This window comes from Paenibacillus sp. FSL R7-269, from assembly GCF_000517865.1.
In the GTDB taxonomy this organism is placed as follows: domain Bacteria; phylum Bacillota; class Bacilli; order Paenibacillales; family Paenibacillaceae; genus Paenibacillus_AQ.
The window spans coordinates 39,592-55,366 of record NZ_ASPS01000060.1 but is presented as its reverse complement, the minus strand read 5'-3'; the positions used below and the strand labels follow the sequence as shown (position 1 = coordinate 55,366).

Genomic DNA, 15,775 nt, shown 5'->3' with positions numbered 1-15,775 from the left:
AATGAAAGTCGGTTTAATTGGACTAGGCAAAATGGGCTTCAATCTCGGCCAGAACCTGCTGGAGCATGCCCATGAAGTGGTAGCGTATGATGTGAATCCTGCTGCGGTGCAGGAATTGGCCGGACGCGGTGCGTCCGGGGCAGCAAGCCTGGAGGAGCTTACGGGACGGCTTGATTCCCCGCGCGTTCTCTGGATCATGGTTCCCCATACTTATGTAGATTCGGTTATTGCTGAACTGACGGCGCTATTATCCAAGGGAGATATCATCATTGAAGCCGGTAACTCACATTATAAAGAGTCGATCCGCCGTCATGAAGAGCTGGGTGCCCATGGAATTCACTTCCTGGATGCGGGAACCTCCGGCGGAATGGAAGGTGCGCGGAGTGGGGCCTGCTACATGGTTGGCGGCGATGAGGAAGCGTGGACGGTCGTTGAACCGCTGTTCCGTGACACTGCGGTAGAGAACGGATACCTGTACGCCGGCAAATCCGGGAGCGGACATTTCCTCAAGATGGTGCATAACGGCATTGAATACGGCATGATGGCTGCGATCGGTGAGGGCTTCGAGGTGCTGGAGAAAAGCGGATATGACTTCGACTTCGAGCAGGTGGCCCGCGTCTGGAACAACGGCTCGGTCGTCCGCTCCTGGCTGATGGAGCTGATCGAACGCGCCTTCTCCAAGGATGCCAAGCTGGAAGACATCAAAGGCGTCATGCATTCCTCCGGGGAGGGACGCTGGACGCTGGAGACAGCCTTCGACCTTCAAGCAGCGACGCCGGTCATTGCCATGGCTCTGCTCATGCGTTACCGGTCGCTGGAGACCGACACCTTCACCGGCAAAGTCGTCGCCGCCTTGCGTAATGAATTTGGCGGCCATGCGGTGGAGTCGAAGTAAGCAGAAGTAACTAGACTGAAGCGTTGATATCAGGGGGCTGTCCATAGCCATGCAATGGCTGTTTGGGCAGCCTCTTTGTTTTGGATTTGGCCGGAAGCCGGGCTGCACGTTGGCTGTACGGGAAGTGAAAGGGATACATCCCCTTGAATCGGCCGAATCCCCGCTAATCGGGCAAATGAGGAGCATTAGTGCACCTGAATCGGCCGAATCCCCGCCAATCGGGCAAATGAGGAGCACTAGTGCACCTGAATCTGCCGAAAACCCGCCAATCGGGCAAATGAGGAGCACTAGTGCACCTGAATCTGCCGAATCCCCGCCAACTAAGCAATCTGGCACCAGAGCAGTACTTTTCCAGCAATGTAGCCCATTGGAGAAGTACTGCTCTTTCTTGTGCCTGGCACAGAGAATCAGACAACCCGCAGACAGCATATAAGTACAGAAACATATATGATAACGGTTTTGCCGTCCTTTTCAGGCGGTACCGTTTCAGCGAGAAATGGAAGGACAATTTGTAGCTTGAAACATATATGTTCTGGCGTAATATATAATCCTTATATTTTGAAATAGACAGAAGGGGTGACCGGTGACGCACAATCAGGAATTCAGAGTCTATCTGATCACGAAGCGGGATATCCTGCGGTTTATTGTGGTCGAGGTGATTGTTGGCAGTATGACGTATTCGCTGGCCTGGAGCTTATTTCATAATACGATTCTGGCGGGAGCGGGCGGCTGGGCCTGTACGGAAGGGCTGAAGCGGCTGGTGAAGCTGGGCGGGTGATGGGTAATAACGGGGATTCCCCGGACCGTCTAACTGTTGTACTATATATAGAAACAGATATAGACATAAAGAGGCAGACAGAGGGAATGGTGATGCACAGATGATTAACCTACTGGAAGTACTACACAAAGAAATTATGCCCGCAGAAGGCTGCACCGAACCGATTGCAGTGGCTTATGCCGTCTCGTTGGCCGCTGAACTGGTGGAAGAGGAGATTACGGCGATTCAGCTGCTGCTCAGCGGCAATATCATCAAGAATGCGATGGGCGTAGGGATTCCTGGTACAGGCCAGACGGGCTTGCCGATAGCGGCGGCCTTGGGTGCGGTGGTGCGCCGCTCGGAGCGGAAGCTTGAGATTCTGTCCGGGCTGACCCCGGCGGAGCTGGCAAGTGCAGAGGGACTGCTGGAGCGTAAGCTGCTGGAGGTTGAGCTGAAGGATACGCCGGAGAAGCTATATATAGAAGCGAGAGTACACAGCAAGAACCATACCGCCACAGCAATCCTGGTAAAAGAGCACACGAATGTGCATTATCTTGCGAAGGATGGCCAGCGGCTTGAGCCGAAAATGGACAAGGCCGACTGCGGCGACCCGCATAGTCTGGACCCTGAGGTATACTCGGTCTCACTCGAAGATATCTATGCCTTCGTTCAGAATACACCATTCGAGGATCTTCGTTTCCTGCTTGAGGGAGCGGTTATGAATAAGGCGATCTCGGAGGAAGGGCTGCGCGGGGAATATGGCCTCCAGGTGGGCCGGAAAATGAGCCAGCAATCCGCCCTCAATCTGTTCGGCGCGGATGTGGCGAACCGGATTATCGCCGCAACGGCAGCGGCATCTGATGCACGGATGGACGGCAGTGCTATGCCGGTAATGACTACGGCGGGCAGCGGCAATCAGGGGATTGCCTGCACTATGCCGGTCATTGCCCTGGCCGAGCTCCTCGGCAAGGATGAGGAGACTCTGGCCAGAGCGATGGCGCTCAGCAATCTGATTACCATTCATGTGAAGCATTACATTGGCCGTCTGTCCCCGCTCTGCGGCTCAGGCATTGCCGGCGGAGTAGGGGCGGGCAGCGGTATTGTTTATCTGATGGGCGGAACGCTGGCGCAGATCAAACACTCCATCCAGAATACGATTGCCTCTACTTCAGGCATGATTTGCGATGGTGCGAAGCCAACCTGTGCACTCAAAATCTCCACGGCCACCAACGCAGCCATTCAGTCTGCCACCCTGGCTATGAACAATATCTCCGCGAGTCTGAATGACGGTGTCATCTTCGAGAAGGTGGAGGATACGATCAAGAATATGGAGACCCTGGTCCAGGAGGGGCTTGCCGCCACAGACCAGGCCATTCTGAATATTATGCTCTCCAAGGGAGCCGCTTCTTCATAAGGATCAGGACAAGCACTGGAATGTCTCAGCGTTTAGCGTTTGTAATCTGGTTGCGGTAAGGAAACAGGCTGTGGATTGGCTAGCACCCAATTCACGGCCAATTCGCATAATCTGGCCGGTTCATCGTTGCCGTTGCCTTGGCGCAGGTAACCGGCTAATTCCGCAGCTTCCTTCAGTTGCGCAGGGTCCAGAGGTATGCCTGAGGCGAAGTGCAGAAGTAGCGCACTGAGCATTTTACGGAAATCCGCACCCCAGTTGCCTCCGCCGTTATTCATGATTTCATAAGAGATCCGCCCAGTGATGCGAATGACCTCCCCTTGTACGGTAAGCGCGGGTCCTGAGCCGGGGATGAGCGCCTCCCATAGCTCTTGATGCTGATCCTGCCACCTTGTGCTCTTAACCTCGATCTTAGAAACACCGTCATGCATCACTCTCGCGGCTACAGGCTCCACACCGAACAGCTTGTAGAGCTTGTCCAGGGCCGTTACAGTTTCATCCAGGTAGTCTTTATTGAAATTAGCTTTGCTGAATTCAAATGCTTTGCCGATTGATTGTACCGACTCTTTCATCTCTGGAGTAAGAGTTGCCCCCGCCTCCAGCATCACCTGGGCGATCTCAGCCATGGCGGTGATATCAGCATTCCGGCAATTGATCAAGGCCTTCGCCAGCGGGGTATTCCCGCGCTTGCTCACAGCATGGATGTTGGCACCGTGAGCGATAAGATCACGGATCGCCCCAGTCCGGTAGTAGTTGGCAGCGGCGTGCAGCGGGGTCTCGTCCTGATAATCCAGAGCTTCCAGCTCAGCACCAAGCTCAAGGAACAGCGGGATATTACCCGACCAGTTTCCGGCCTGCGAATGCAGCGGAGTGCGCTGATATTTATCCCTGGCGTTGATGTCAGCACCCTGCTCCACCAGCCAGCGGACCAGCTCATCCGGAATTTGCCGGATGCTGAGCGCGGGTTCTTTGTAGGATCCCAAGGTTGCATTCCAGTCACATTTCTCAAAAACAGCCTTAAGTTGATCGATATCCCCTGATTTAACCAGCTCGCGGAAGTCCGCGGGTAAGGTTATTCTCTTTTTGCCCATTTGATTAACTCTCCTCTCTAAGATGAATCTCCTATGATAGATCTCTCATGAACTTAGTACAGCACTTCCACATTCTTCTCTGACAACAGCTTCAGCCACGCTTCTGAAGGCTTGCGGTCGGTAATCAGCACATCGATCCGGCTTAGCTCTGCGAGCCTGGCGAAGGCTGTCTGGTCGAACTTGGTATGGTCTGCGAGCAGCACAACCTTGTGTGCCTGGCGCAGCATATATTTCTTCAGCTCACATTCCGGTTCATTGGAGTCGGTGACCCCGCGGTCCATATCCAGAGCCTTGCAGCTGATTATGGCAGTGTCCACATTGTAGCGCTGGATGGTCTCATGGGCTACGGGGCCGACAAGCGACAGGGAACGGTGGCGGAGTGAGCCGCCTGTAGAAATAATGCTGTGGCTTGAGCTCGCGAACTCATGAAGAATGTTGATCGAATTGGTGATGATCGTCAGATTACTTTTATTACCCAGCAGCTTCAAGAATTCAAACGAGGTCGAGCTGGGGTCCACCATTAGCGTATCCCCGTCATTAATCAGATCCAGCGCCTGGATCGCTATTCTGCGTTTGATATCCGTATTGAGTGCTCCCCGGGTCAGAAAAGGCAGGTCCTCATTGGTATGCCTGTTCAGCATGGCTCCGCCGTAGGTCCGGCTTACAATGCCATCCTTCTCCAGCTTCTCCAGGTCTCTGCGGATCGTCTCCTCTGTCACCTCGAACATCCGGCTGAGATCGGACACCAGCACCCGTTTGTCCTGATGGACAAGGTCGATTATTTTTTTGCGTCTTTCGGCAGCGAGCATACGTATCACCTTTCCAGAGTTGATAGTCTTAATATAGACTGTAATTTCTGTGTTGTACAACATAATGAACCTTATTTGCTCTGAAACCCACAATAATAATCGTTTATTCTCCACAAAACAAACAATAAACAAATAAAAACAACTTAAATAGTGTTTAAAGTGTTGACAACACAGATTAACGGCGATACGATGAAAAGGTCAACAGGTTGAATGTATGCTTACAGTGTTCATTAACTATTTATGTGCCCGGGAGGCTGGTTAAGCAATGAGTACTCATGTCTATTATGTGCCGTCAATTAACATTATGGGAAAGGGCTGTCTGAAGGACATCGCCCCGTACATTCAAGAGCTGAATCTGCAGAAGGCGCTTGTGGTCACAGACAAATTCCTGATGAAGAGCGGAATCGCCGGAAGGCTGCTGGCTATGCTGGATGAAGCGGGAATTCAGTATGTGGTATATGATGAAGTGAAGCCGAATCCTACCTGCAAAAATGTTCATGACGGCGTGGAATTTCTGAAGCAGCACGAATGTGACTATCTGATCTCTATCGGCGGCGGCTCGCCGCAGGATACGGCCAAGGCCATCGGCATTGTTGCCACTAACGGCGGGCATATTGCAGATTATGAAGGCGTTCACAAATCAAAGAACAAATCTCTGCCGATTGTCGCGGTGAACACGACGGCCGGGACTTCAAGTGAAGTGACGATCAATTACGTGATTACGGATGAAGAGCGCAAGATCAAGATGGTCATGGTAGACAAGAACAGTATCGCCACCATCTCGGTGAATGATCCGGAGCTGATGGTTGATAAGCCCGCTGCACTTACGGCGGCTACGGGCATGGATGCCCTGACGCATGCAATTGAAGCGCTGGTCACTCCAGGCGCATATCCGGTAACCGATGCTACCGCTCTGGCTGCGGTGGAGCTGATCTTCGCCAATCTGGCGCGGACGGTGACGAATGGACACGATATTGAAGCGCGTGAGCAGATGGTCTATGCCATCTTCCTCGGCGGCCTCGCCTTCAATAACGCAGGCTTAGGCTACGTGCATGCCATGGCCCATCAGCTCGGCGGGGTCTATGATCTGCCGCACGGCGTGTGCAATGCGATGCTGCTGCCATACGTGGAAGAAGAGAATGCCAAGCATGTGCCGGAGAAATTCAGAGCGATCGCCAGAGCTGCCGGTATGCAGACCGAAGGGCGAAGCGACAAGGAATGTGCGGATTACGTCATCGAGTCGATCAAGGCCCTGTCTAAGGAGGTTGGCATTCCTGCCAAGCTGTCCGAGCTGGGTGTTGCTGAAGTAGATCTCGATCTGCTTGCTGAGAATGCAATGAAGGATGCCTGCGCACCTGGTAACCCTTTTATTCCTACCAAAGATGAAGTAATCGCGTTATTCCGCAAAATTCTGTAAATCACCTTTCATAGAATAGGAGATTCCCTATGACCTATCATATCGCCGTCGATATCGGCGCCTCCAGCGGACGGCTTGTACTTGGACAGCTCGTGGACGGGAGACTCCAGCTTGCGGAGCTTCACCGTTTCAGCAATGGCTTCACGGAGCAGGACGGCTCCTGCTTCTGGGATATGGATTATTTATTGGATGAAATTATTAAAGGTCTGCACCAGGCGAAGCTAAGAGGCATTCACGAATGCACCCTCGGCATTGACACCTGGGCGGTAGATTATGTGCTGCTGGATGCCGAAGGCAAGCGGATGAACGAGGTCTATGCCTACCGTGACCGCCGGACGGACGGGGTGATGGAGGAGGTTGCGAAGCTGCTCCCGCCGCATAAGGTCTACGCCAAGACCGGCATTCAGCAGCTTACCTTCAATACGCTGTATCAGCTATATGCACATGACCGGGAAGAGCTGAAGGCAGCGGATCAGATTCTGCTGGTGCCGGATTATCTCTACTACCGGCTCGGCGGATGGAAGATGAACGAGGTTACCAATGCATCCACGACACAGCTACTCAATCTTGCGACCCGTGATTTCGACCCTGAGCTGCTGGAATTCCTGGGTCTGCGGCGTGAACAGTTCGCTCCGCTGACTGAGCCGGGGGAAGAGCTTGGCTTCCTCTCAGCGGAGCTGGTGGAACGGTATGATCTGCCGGAATGCCGCCTGATCTGCGTGGCCACACATGACACAGCATCTGCGGTACTCGGTGTGCCTGCTCAGAAGGACCGTTCGTCAGCCTATCTTAGCAGCGGGACCTGGTCTCTGCTGGGAGTAGAGCTGGATCACCCGCTCAATGACAGCAGAGCGATGGCAGCCAATTATACCAACGAATGGGGCGCTTACGGGACTTACCGGTTCCTGAAGAATATTATGGGCCTCTGGCTAATCCAGGAAGTGCGCAGACTGGACGGCGAAAGGTTTAGCTTCGCGGAACTGGCAGAGCAGGCCGGGCAATGCGCAGGCTTCCGCAGCCTGATTCCCTGTAATCATCCGCGGTTCCTTAAGCCCGGCGATATGATTCAGGAGGTCCGCCAGGCCTGCTTGGAGAGCGGTCAGCCTGTGCCGCAGACTCCCGGTGAGCTGGCCCGCTGTATCTTCGACAGTCTGGCGCTATCCTACCGCAGCTATCTGGCTGAGCTGGAAGACCTCACCGGGGAGCGCACCTATGTGTTGCAGATTGTCGGCGGCGGCGCTAACAATAGACTGCTGTGCCAGCTGACGGCAGATGTGACCGGCAGAGAAGTACTGGCCGGACCGACCGAGTCCACAGCTTTGGGTAATCTGGCTGTGCAGATGATTGAGGCGGGCCGCATGGCAGACATCCATGACGCCCGTCAGATTATCGGCCAGTCCTTCTCGATTCAGTCTTATCTGCCGCAGCCGGTTCCTCAGCTGGCGGAGCTGCTGATCCGCTGGGAGCAGCTTCAACCGGGAGCGAATGTTCACAATACGTAATTAGGAGGCAACAGCATGGATCAGAGCATCATTAACAGCTACAACGAAGCCAAGAAATTATATGCAGCCCATGGGATTCATACGGATGAGGTACTGGAGAAGCTGGCGCAGATCAAAGTATCGCTGCACTGCTGGCAGGGCGACGATGTACGGGGCTTCCTGTTCAAAGATAAAGAGCTGAGCGGCGGCATTGCCGTGACTGGCAGCTACCCCGGCCGGGCCGGTACACCGGAGGAGCTGCGTCAGGATCTGGAGAAAGCCCTCTCGCTGATTCCCGGCAAGCATAAGGTCAATCTGCATGCGATCTATGCCGATACGAAGGAGCAGGTGGATCTGGATGAGCTGGCGCCGCGCCATTTCACGAACTGGGTGGAATGGGCCAAGGAGCAGGGATTAGGTCTTGATTTCAATCCGACCTGCTTTTCGCATCCCAAGGCGGCGGATGGCTTCACCCTCAGCCATGCGGACGAAGAGATCCGCAGCTTCTGGATTAAGCATTGCAAGGCTTCCCGCAGCATTGCCGAGCACTTCGGCCGCGAGCTGGGCCAGCCGTGTGTCACGAATTTCTGGGTGCCTGACGGCTACAAGGATACTCCGGTGGACCGGCTGGCACCGCGCATGCGTCTGAAGGAATCGCTGGATGAAATCTTCAGCGAGGAGATGGATCCGCAGTACACGATCGATGCCGTGGAGAGCAAGCTGTTCGGTATCGGCTCGGAGAGTTACGTGGTCGGATCGCATGAGTTCTACATGGGCTACGGCCTGACACGCGGCAAGGCCATCTGCCTGGATGCCGGACATTTCCATCCGACGGAAGTGATCTCGAACAAGCTCAGCTCCATCCTGATGTTCAGCGAGCAGCTGCTGCTGCATGTCAGCAGACCGGTCCGCTGGGACAGTGATCATGTAGTCACGATGGACGATGAGCTGCTGGAGATTGCCCGCGAGCTGGTTCGCGGGGATCTGCTGCCGCGCACGCATATCGGCCTCGACTTCTTTGACGGCAGTATCAATCATCTGGCGGCTTGGGTAATCGGCACGCGCAATACGATCAAGGCCCTGCTGCGCGCCATGCTGGAGCCGGTAGAGGAGCTTCGGGCCATTGAACGGGCTGGAGATTACACCTCGCGGCTGGCCTTGGTGGAAGAATTCAAGTCCTATCCGTTCGGTGCCGTCTGGGATTACTACTGCGCTTCGCAGGGAACCCCGGTCCGCGAGGGGTGGCTGGCTGAAGTGAAGAGCTATGAGCAGGAAGTATTGGCTCTAAGATAAGATCAAGCTGCTGAAAACACAAAATAACAAGTACCCGCACGCTGAAGGGGCATATAGAAGGAGAGAGCATATGAGTACATCCGTAATTGAATCCAAGGGGTATATATCCGGCGTCACTGCGCCTTTTATCGAGGAAATGTCCGAAATTACCCATCACATGTGGTCGCTGGGCTGGGATGAGCTGAACGGGGGCAATGTAAGTTACCTCCTGGATGAAGAAGAGGTAGCCAAATATATCAATATCCGCGAGCCGCTGCGTACGATCAGCCTTACCTTCCCTGTCGCGGAGCTGGCGGGCAAATACTTCATCGTTACCGGATCAGGCAAGTATTTCCGTAATGTGATCAAGGACCCGGAAGCCAACCTTGGTGTACTGCGTGTCAGCAGCAGCGGCGAGAGTGTGGAGGTATTGTGGGGACTGCGCAGCGGCGCTGTTCCGACCAGTGAGCTTGCTTCCCACTTCATGAGCCACATCGAGCGGCTGAAGGTAGATCCCGCGCACCGGATTGTGCTGCATACTCATGCAACGAACGTGATTGCCATGACGTTCACCCATGATTTGAATGAGCTGAAATTCACCAAGACTCTGTGGGAGATGTGCACGGAATGTCTGGTGGTCTTCCCGGATGGCGTCAGCGTCATTCCCTGGATGGTTCCGGGCAGTAGTGAGATCGGGCGGGCCACCGCGGATAAAATGAAGGATTACCGCGTGGTCATCTGGCCGCAGCATGGCATCTTCGTGACCGGCCAGACTATGGATGCGACGTTCGGATTAGTAGAGACCATTGAGAAGGCCGCCATCGTCTATAATCTGATCGGCGGACGAGAAATTAAGCAGAAGATTACCGATCAGCAGCTGGCTGATCTGGCTGCAGCCTTCCGGGTGACTCCGAAAGCCGGCGTGCTGGACTTATAAGACATTATCGGCCGCTCTTAGACTGGCAGTAATTTGCATTTGCCGCCGGAAACCGTCATACTATGCTTACTTAAAGTAATCATCGTATGAATTGGAGGCTAGTGGATTATGAATGTTGCTGCATTGTTTGAACCTTTTGAATATGGAGGCCTGTCCCTCCGCAACCGTGTGGTGATGGCACCGATGACCCGGGTGCATTCCCCTGGAGGCGTACCCGGTCCTGAGGTGGCAGCGTATTACCGCCGCCGCGCGGAAGGCGGGGTAGGCCTGATCATAACGGAAGGCACAGCCATTGATCATCCGGCGGCGGTCAGCCATCAGGATATCCCGAACTTCCATGGCGAAGCCTCCCTGGAGGGCTGGGCGCAGGTCGTGCGCGAGGTGCATGCCGCAGGGGGCAAGATCATGCCACAGCTCTGGCATGTCGGCATGGCCCGCAGCATCGGTGAAGGGCCTAACACTTCGGCGCTGCCGATTGGCCCATCCGGGCTGAGTCTGGCCGGAGAGCAGGTCACGGAGCCGATGACGAAGAGCGAGATTCAGGCCATCGTCAGTGCCTTTGCCAAGGCGGCGAAGGCTGCCAAGGCCATCGGCTTCGACGGAATTGAGCTGCACGGTGCCCACGGCTATCTGATCGACCAGTTCTTCTGGGAGAAGACCAACCGCCGGACCGATGAATACGGCGGCGATCTGGAAGCGCGCACCACCTTTGCGGTGGAAGTAGTCGATGCCTGCCGCCGCGCGGTAGGACCGGATTTCCCGATCATCCTACGTTTCTCGCAGTGGAAAGCCGGAGCCTATGACGCCAAGCTGGCTGAGACTCCTGAGGACCTGGCCCGCTTCCTGGCTCCGCTCAGCAATGCGGGCGTGGATATCTTCCACTGCTCGACCCGGCGGTTCTGGGAGCCGGAATTCGCAGGCTCGGAGCTTAACCTGGCAGGCTGGACGAAGAAGATCACGGGCAAGCCTGCCATTACAGTAGGTTCTGTGGGACTGGATAGTGCGTTCACCAGTGCGGTCACGGAGAAGAACCAGGACGACAATATCGACCGTCTGCTGGAACGCCTGGAACGGGCTGAATTCGATCTGGTAGCAGTTGGCCGGGCGCTGATCAGCGATCCTGCATGGCCTGCCAAGGTGCAGGCGGGCAAGCCGGACGAGATTATTCCGTTCACCTCCGAGGCGACCCAGACTTTGTACTAATAGATAGAGGTCAACACTACCACCCTGTGCACCCGGCATCAGTCTATTCGCTGATGTCTGTGGGCATGGGGTGTTCTTTTTTATCCGTGAAGCCTAATTCTTATCCGTTATCCCGGCCCCAAGCGGAATTTCTTCTCGCAAACAGCCTTCGCCTGATCACCTCTGGATTTGTGAGTTGCGACTACCTCTCCGTCATACAGAATGGTACAGCTGATCCAGCTGGCCGCCTCATCCTTGTCTGCCTGCACCTTAGTGGAGGTTAGCGGGATGAAGGTGTCCTTGGGGATGGTAAATTCCTCTCTGTAAGGAACTTCGATAGTATCCAGATAGACACTTTCCGGATGCTTCCGGGCATCAATGTCCACCTCCAGATTAACTGCCGAATCGCTGTCACTTTCAATTAGCACCTCTACCCGTATGGCATCGGCATCCGGTTCATTCTGTACTGGGGAGGACTCAGCGATCATTCCATCCTTGGATTCTTGTGTTATTCCGCAGGCCCATAATAGAAGCAGTACACTGGCCAGCAGGGCTGTCCTTCCTATTTTCCAGATCATCATCTCTATTTGTTTAGGTTTACTCATGTCTGTTCTCCTTTCCTGGTGTGCAGATAATAGCGGATCATCTCATCTACAAAAGACATGAATGCGCGATCCATGCCCATCACGATAGGCTCTGCCCCGTCAGCGGGTCTGATCTGCTCCCAATACTTATCCAGCAGCTTGGCATCACCCTCGAATAGCTCCAGTGCCTTGTCGTACAACCGGCCCGCCACATGTTGTGCTTCTGGAGTATAGGGTGATGAGGACTTTAACCGTACTGCCTGCTCCAAAATATCCAAAAGCTCCTCCATCTGCCGGTTGTTGCTGCCAAGCACAGGGAGATGCTGAAGAATCCCGGTTTCCTTAGCCGTAAAGGGTGAATCCTCCGTGAATTCGGCAGGTATGATTTCTCCGCTCAAAGGGCGGTTATTCATGGCACTAATGATGTGCGTCAGATCCTGCAAATTCTCCGTTCCCTTGAGCCGGATGGCATGAATGGTTGACCGGAGATAATACTGTTTGCGGCTTAACTCTTCCTTCTTCTGTTCTATCAGCTCTATCTGCTCGTGTAATGAAGCGATCCAATTATCATCTTCTTGCGCAGAATGCATATTCTCTAACAGCCCTTTAATCTGTTCTAAGGTATAGCCGACCGATTTCAATAAAAGAATTTTTTGAAGCCGGAGGATGGCTTTGGCATCATAATAGCGATATCCGTTCTCTGAAATAAGTGCGGGCTGTAACAGCGCAATTTGTTCATAGTGATACAGGGTTCTTTTGCTGATATTTGCGGTCTTCGCTAACTCCCCAATGCGGATCATAGTTACGTTCCCTCCTCAACAACACTATAAACGATAACGTATACGTTATAGTAAAGCTTTTAAATCCAACTTGACCCGGACATAGAATGGTATCTATTGGGATTCTTATGATATAATTTGACATTAGAAAAGCACGGAAAATATGGGGACATCAGCAGAGGATGTGACGTTAGCATGGCGAAGGGGAGCAAGGATTACGGGCAGTATTTCGATTTCACAGATGCCAAGATCATCAGCGAGACTGAAGGCAAGACCACTTACCGGATCAAAGGCAGAAACGTACAGATCAACAGCCAGCCCGATTACAAGGAGGGCAAGCGGCGGGGCAAGGAAGAGATCGAGGTGCACTATCATTTCGACATTCCACCGGAGATGGCAGATTTCGGTGCAGGCAAGAGCTATCATATTACCACCTACGGCTGCCAGATGAATGAACATGACACGGAGACGATGAAGGGAATGCTGGAGCAGCTCGGTTACCAGGCGGCGGAAGAACGCAGCGAAGCTGATATTATTTTACTTAATACATGTGCGATCCGCGAGAATGCGGAGGATAAGGTATTCGGAGAACTGGGCCATCTCAAAACACTGAAGCTCGAGAAGCCCGGCCTGCTCCTGGGGATCTGCGGCTGTATGTCCCAGGAGGAGGGCGTGGTCAACCGGATCATGAGCCGGTACGGCTTCGTGGATCTGATCTTTGGCACACATAATATCCACCGCCTGCCGGAGCTGATCAAGGAAGCGGTGTTCAGCCGTGAGCTGGTCATTGAGGTCTGGTCCAAGGAAGGCGACATCATTGAGAATCTGCCGAAGAAGCGGGAGGGTCTGCGTGCCTGGGTGAACATTATGTACGGCTGCGACAAATTCTGTACCTACTGCATTGTGCCGTTCACCCGGGGGAAGGAGCGGAGCAGACGTCCGGAGGATGTCATTGCCGAGGTGCGGGAGCTGGCCCGCCAAGGGTTCAAGGAAGTAACGCTGCTGGGGCAGAATGTGAATGCCTACGGCAAGGATTTTACCGACATTGATTATACCTTCGGCGACCTGATGGACGAGATGCGGGGAATCGATATTCCGCGTATCCGGTTCATGACCTCGCATCCGCGTGATTTTGACGACAAATTGATTCATGTACTGGGCAAAGGCGGCAATCTGGTGGAGCATATCCATCTGCCGGTGCAGTCGGGAAGCACAGCTGTGCTGAAGCGCATGAGCCGCAAATATACCCGTGAAGCCTATCTGGAGCTGGTCCGTAAAATTAAGGAAAACGTGCCGGATGCGGTGCTGACTACCGATATTATTGTCGGCTTCCCCGGTGAGACGGAGGAGCAGTTCGAGGAGACACTGTCCCTGGTGCGCGAAGTAGGGTATGATATGGCGTATACCTTCATTTATTCTCCGCGTGAAGGGACTCCGGCAGCCGGCATGGACGATAATGTTCCGTCAGAGGTCAAGAGCGCGCGTCTCCAGCGTCTGAATGATCTGATCAAGGAGCAGAGCCGGCTGGGGAATGAACGGATGCTGGGCCGGCGGGTGGAGGTATTGGTGGAAGGCGAGAGCAAGAATAATGCCCGGATGCTGGCCGGACGTACCCGTGACAGTAAGCTGGTGCATTTTGAAGGCCCGTCCTCCCTGATCGGCACGCTGGTGCAGGTGAGCATTACCGGCGCGAAGACTTGGTACATCCAGGGGGACTATCTGGCGGAAGCCGCAGCGGTCCTCTAATTATAGAGAAATGGGGCGAGAAGAATGAGCCAGGAAGAAGCACGACTGAATGAATATGGCATGCAGACCCACAATACCCGTGATTTAATTGTCCGGGAGGATATTATGGGCAAGGCGAAGGACTTGGCTGCACTCATCTCCACCAGTGAGGAGGTCCGTCATTTCCAGCAGGCTGAGCAGAAGATTCTGAATCACGAGCGTGTGCAGGGACTCATTGCTACGATTAAGAAGAAGCAGAAGGAGATCGTGGCGTTCGAGAGCTTCAAGAACCAGGCCATGGTCGAGAAGATTGAACGTGAGATCGAAGAACTGCAGGATGAAATCGACAGTATCCCGGTTGTGAACGAGTTCCAGCAGAGCCAGAGCGATATCAATTATCTGCTGCAGATGGTGATTTCAGTGATCAGGGATACCGTTTCGGATAAAATCAATGTGGAAGCAGGCACCGAGGCGCCGCCGTCCACATGCGGAGATTAAGGCGAACACCCCGGGGGCGGATGTGAATCCGTCCCTTTTTACATAGCAAGCGGGCCGGCTCAGGTTGATTTTGGGCGGACAGGTTTGGTACATTAAAAGATACGAACAACAAACAATAGCACGGCAAAGGATGATCTATAGTGACTGAGAACGCGGAACAAACCTATAACGCCAAGAAGTACCGCACACCGGATGGCGTTCCGGCGGATATTGTCATGTTTACACTAACCAAGCGCGAGCGGAAGACCGTCACGAAGACGTTGCCGCTGCGCGAGCTGAAGGTGATGCTGGTCCGGCGCAAAAAATGGCCGTGTGCAGGCATGTGGGCCCTGCCGGGCGGCTTTTGCCAGGAGGATGAATCGATCTATGATGCCGCTACGCGCGAGTTGAAGGAAGAAACAGGCGTGGACGGCGGACATTTGGAATATCTCGGCGTCTACAGCCAGCCGGGCCGTGATCCGCGCGGCTGGATTATCAGCCATGCCTTCTTTGCACTGGTCGAGGAGTGGATGCTGGAGCAGCGGCAGGCTTCGGATGATGCAGGCGAGGTTGGCCTGTTCACACTGCAGGAAGCGCTGGAGGAGCTGGAGCTGGCTTTTGACCACCATGATATTATTACCGATGCCTACCTGCGGATTCAGCAGCAGATGCTGCAGACGACGATTGCCCGGCAGTTCCTGCCGCGCCATTTCACGCTGAGCGAGCTGTACCAGGTGATCCAGACGGTGGTGCCGGAATTCAAAGAACCGAATTTTATCCGCAAAATTACGTCAACACGCAGCCGTCAGGGTATATTAAAAGAAGTGAGCGATGAAGCGGGGAATCCGCTCAGCTCCAATCAATACTCCCAGCGCCCGGCACAGCTCTATATGTTCACGGACCATGAGCCGTTATTATCCATTTATACGTAAGCTGCCGGGAAGTGCAGGCCCATTAC

General features: G+C 54.0%; 15 protein-coding genes. 11 read left to right on the top strand and 4 right to left on the bottom strand.

Annotation, left to right across the window (positions count from 1 at the left end):
- Window position 1 precedes the first annotated feature (1 nt).
- The 3 genes from gnd (at window position 2) to C162_RS25350 (ending at window position 3,066) form a co-directional block, all read left to right on the top strand.
- Window positions 2–895 carry a phosphogluconate dehydrogenase (NAD(+)-dependent, decarboxylating) gene (gene gnd / locus C162_RS25360; protein WP_036699119.1) on the top strand — a complete coding sequence of 298 codons (894 nt, stop codon included), beginning with the start codon at window positions 2–4 and terminating at the stop codon, window positions 893–895.
- A 583-nt stretch (window positions 896–1,478) separates the two neighbouring features.
- Window positions 1,479–1,673, top strand: coding sequence for a hypothetical protein (locus C162_RS25355; RefSeq protein WP_036699115.1), 195 nt, complete (start codon window positions 1,479–1,481; stop codon window positions 1,671–1,673).
- Window positions 1,674–1,773: 100 nt separating this feature from the next.
- Entirely contained in the window at window positions 1,774–3,066 is a 1,293-nt protein-coding gene (locus tag C162_RS25350; RefSeq protein ID WP_036699114.1) for an L-cysteine desulfidase family protein, read from the top strand.
- 32 nt (window positions 3,067–3,098) lie between these two features.
- Here C162_RS25350 and C162_RS25345 read toward each other — a convergent pair whose 3' ends face one another.
- Both C162_RS25345 and C162_RS25340 read right to left on the bottom strand, forming a co-directional pair.
- Window positions 3,099–4,154, bottom strand: a complete 1,056-nt coding sequence (locus C162_RS25345; protein WP_036699113.1) for an ankyrin repeat domain-containing protein — start codon at window positions 4,152–4,154, stop codon at window positions 3,099–3,101.
- A gap of 53 nt (window positions 4,155–4,207) precedes the next feature.
- A complete protein-coding gene (locus C162_RS25340; RefSeq protein WP_036699191.1) occupies window positions 4,208–4,963 on the bottom strand; it encodes a DeoR/GlpR family DNA-binding transcription regulator in 756 nt (251 codons plus the stop codon).
- Between the two features lie 265 nt (window positions 4,964–5,228).
- Between C162_RS25340 and C162_RS25335 the strand changes: the two genes are divergently transcribed.
- The 5 genes from C162_RS25335 (at window position 5,229) to C162_RS25315 (ending at window position 11,273) form a co-directional block, all read left to right on the top strand.
- Window positions 5,229–6,380 carry an iron-containing alcohol dehydrogenase gene (locus C162_RS25335; RefSeq protein WP_036699111.1) on the top strand — a complete coding sequence of 384 codons (1,152 nt, stop codon included), beginning with the start codon at window positions 5,229–5,231 and terminating at the stop codon, window positions 6,378–6,380.
- A 29-nt stretch (window positions 6,381–6,409) separates the two neighbouring features.
- The gene (gene rhaB, locus C162_RS25330; RefSeq protein WP_036699109.1) at window positions 6,410–7,882 is read left to right on the top strand and encodes a rhamnulokinase; all 1,473 of its coding nucleotides are present in this window, start codon (window positions 6,410–6,412) and stop codon (window positions 7,880–7,882) included.
- Between the two features lie 15 nt (window positions 7,883–7,897).
- Window positions 7,898–9,154, top strand: coding sequence for an L-rhamnose isomerase (gene rhaA, locus C162_RS25325; protein WP_036699108.1), 1,257 nt, complete (start codon window positions 7,898–7,900; stop codon window positions 9,152–9,154).
- Between the two features lie 70 nt (window positions 9,155–9,224).
- The gene (gene rhaD / locus C162_RS25320; protein WP_036699107.1) at window positions 9,225–10,070 is read left to right on the top strand and encodes a rhamnulose-1-phosphate aldolase; all 846 of its coding nucleotides are present in this window, start codon (window positions 9,225–9,227) and stop codon (window positions 10,068–10,070) included.
- Window positions 10,071–10,178: 108 nt separating this feature from the next.
- The gene (locus tag C162_RS25315) at window positions 10,179–11,273 is read left to right on the top strand and encodes an NADH:flavin oxidoreductase (protein ID WP_036699104.1); all 1,095 of its coding nucleotides are present in this window, start codon (window positions 10,179–10,181) and stop codon (window positions 11,271–11,273) included.
- A gap of 107 nt (window positions 11,274–11,380) precedes the next feature.
- Here C162_RS25315 and C162_RS25310 read toward each other — a convergent pair whose 3' ends face one another.
- Entirely contained in the window at window positions 11,381–11,857 is a 477-nt protein-coding gene (locus tag C162_RS25310; protein ID WP_036699103.1) for a hypothetical protein, read from the bottom strand.
- Window positions 11,854–12,636 carry a MerR family transcriptional regulator gene (locus tag C162_RS25305; protein ID WP_036699102.1) on the bottom strand — a complete coding sequence of 261 codons (783 nt, stop codon included), beginning with the start codon at window positions 12,634–12,636 and terminating at the stop codon, window positions 11,854–11,856. The genes C162_RS25310 and C162_RS25305 overlap by 4 nt, the downstream gene beginning before the upstream one ends.
- Window positions 12,637–12,810: 174 nt before the next feature.
- On the opposite strand from C162_RS25305, the gene miaB reads away from it, so the two are divergent.
- The 3 genes from miaB (at window position 12,811) to C162_RS25290 (ending at window position 15,749) form a co-directional block, all read left to right on the top strand.
- Complete coding sequence (gene miaB, locus C162_RS25300) at window positions 12,811–14,361, top strand: tRNA (N6-isopentenyl adenosine(37)-C2)-methylthiotransferase MiaB (RefSeq protein WP_036699100.1); 1,551 nt, start codon at window positions 12,811–12,813, stop codon at window positions 14,359–14,361.
- Window positions 14,362–14,385: 24 nt separating this feature from the next.
- Window positions 14,386–14,838 (top strand): RicAFT regulatory complex protein RicA family protein, encoded by a 453-nt coding sequence (locus tag C162_RS25295; protein WP_036699099.1) that lies wholly within the window; start codon window positions 14,386–14,388, stop codon window positions 14,836–14,838.
- Between the two features lie 140 nt (window positions 14,839–14,978).
- The gene (locus C162_RS25290) at window positions 14,979–15,749 is read left to right on the top strand and encodes an NUDIX domain-containing protein (protein WP_036699096.1); all 771 of its coding nucleotides are present in this window, start codon (window positions 14,979–14,981) and stop codon (window positions 15,747–15,749) included.
- Window positions 15,750–15,775: the final 26 nt, after the last annotated feature.

Bases quoted from the DNA above. Each gene is read 5' to 3' on its own strand.
- C162_RS25315 (WP_036699104.1), top strand. From the start codon at position 10,179: ATGAATGTTGCTGCATTGTTTGAACCTTTTGAATATGGAGGCCTGTCC.
- rhaA (WP_036699108.1), top strand. From the start codon at position 7,898: ATGGATCAGAGCATCATTAACAGCTACAACGAAGCCAAGAAATTATAT.
- C162_RS25350 (WP_036699114.1), top strand. From the start codon at position 1,774: ATGATTAACCTACTGGAAGTACTACACAAAGAAATTATGCCCGCAGAA.
- C162_RS25335 (WP_036699111.1), top strand. From the start codon at position 5,229: ATGAGTACTCATGTCTATTATGTGCCGTCAATTAACATTATGGGAAAG.
- miaB (WP_036699100.1), top strand. From the start codon at position 12,811: ATGGCGAAGGGGAGCAAGGATTACGGGCAGTATTTCGATTTCACAGAT.
- gnd (WP_036699119.1), top strand. From the start codon at position 2: ATGAAAGTCGGTTTAATTGGACTAGGCAAAATGGGCTTCAATCTCGGC.
- C162_RS25305 (WP_036699102.1), bottom strand. From the start codon at position 12,636: ATGATCCGCATTGGGGAGTTAGCGAAGACCGCAAATATCAGCAAAAGA.
- rhaB (WP_036699109.1), top strand. From the start codon at position 6,410: ATGACCTATCATATCGCCGTCGATATCGGCGCCTCCAGCGGACGGCTT.
- C162_RS25310 (WP_036699103.1), bottom strand. From the start codon at position 11,857: ATGAGTAAACCTAAACAAATAGAGATGATGATCTGGAAAATAGGAAGG.
- C162_RS25340 (WP_036699191.1), bottom strand. From the start codon at position 4,963: ATGCTCGCTGCCGAAAGACGCAAAAAAATAATCGACCTTGTCCATCAG.
- rhaD (WP_036699107.1), top strand. From the start codon at position 9,225: ATGAGTACATCCGTAATTGAATCCAAGGGGTATATATCCGGCGTCACT.
- C162_RS25295 (WP_036699099.1), top strand. From the start codon at position 14,386: ATGAGCCAGGAAGAAGCACGACTGAATGAATATGGCATGCAGACCCAC.
- C162_RS25345 (WP_036699113.1), bottom strand. From the start codon at position 4,154: ATGGGCAAAAAGAGAATAACCTTACCCGCGGACTTCCGCGAGCTGGTT.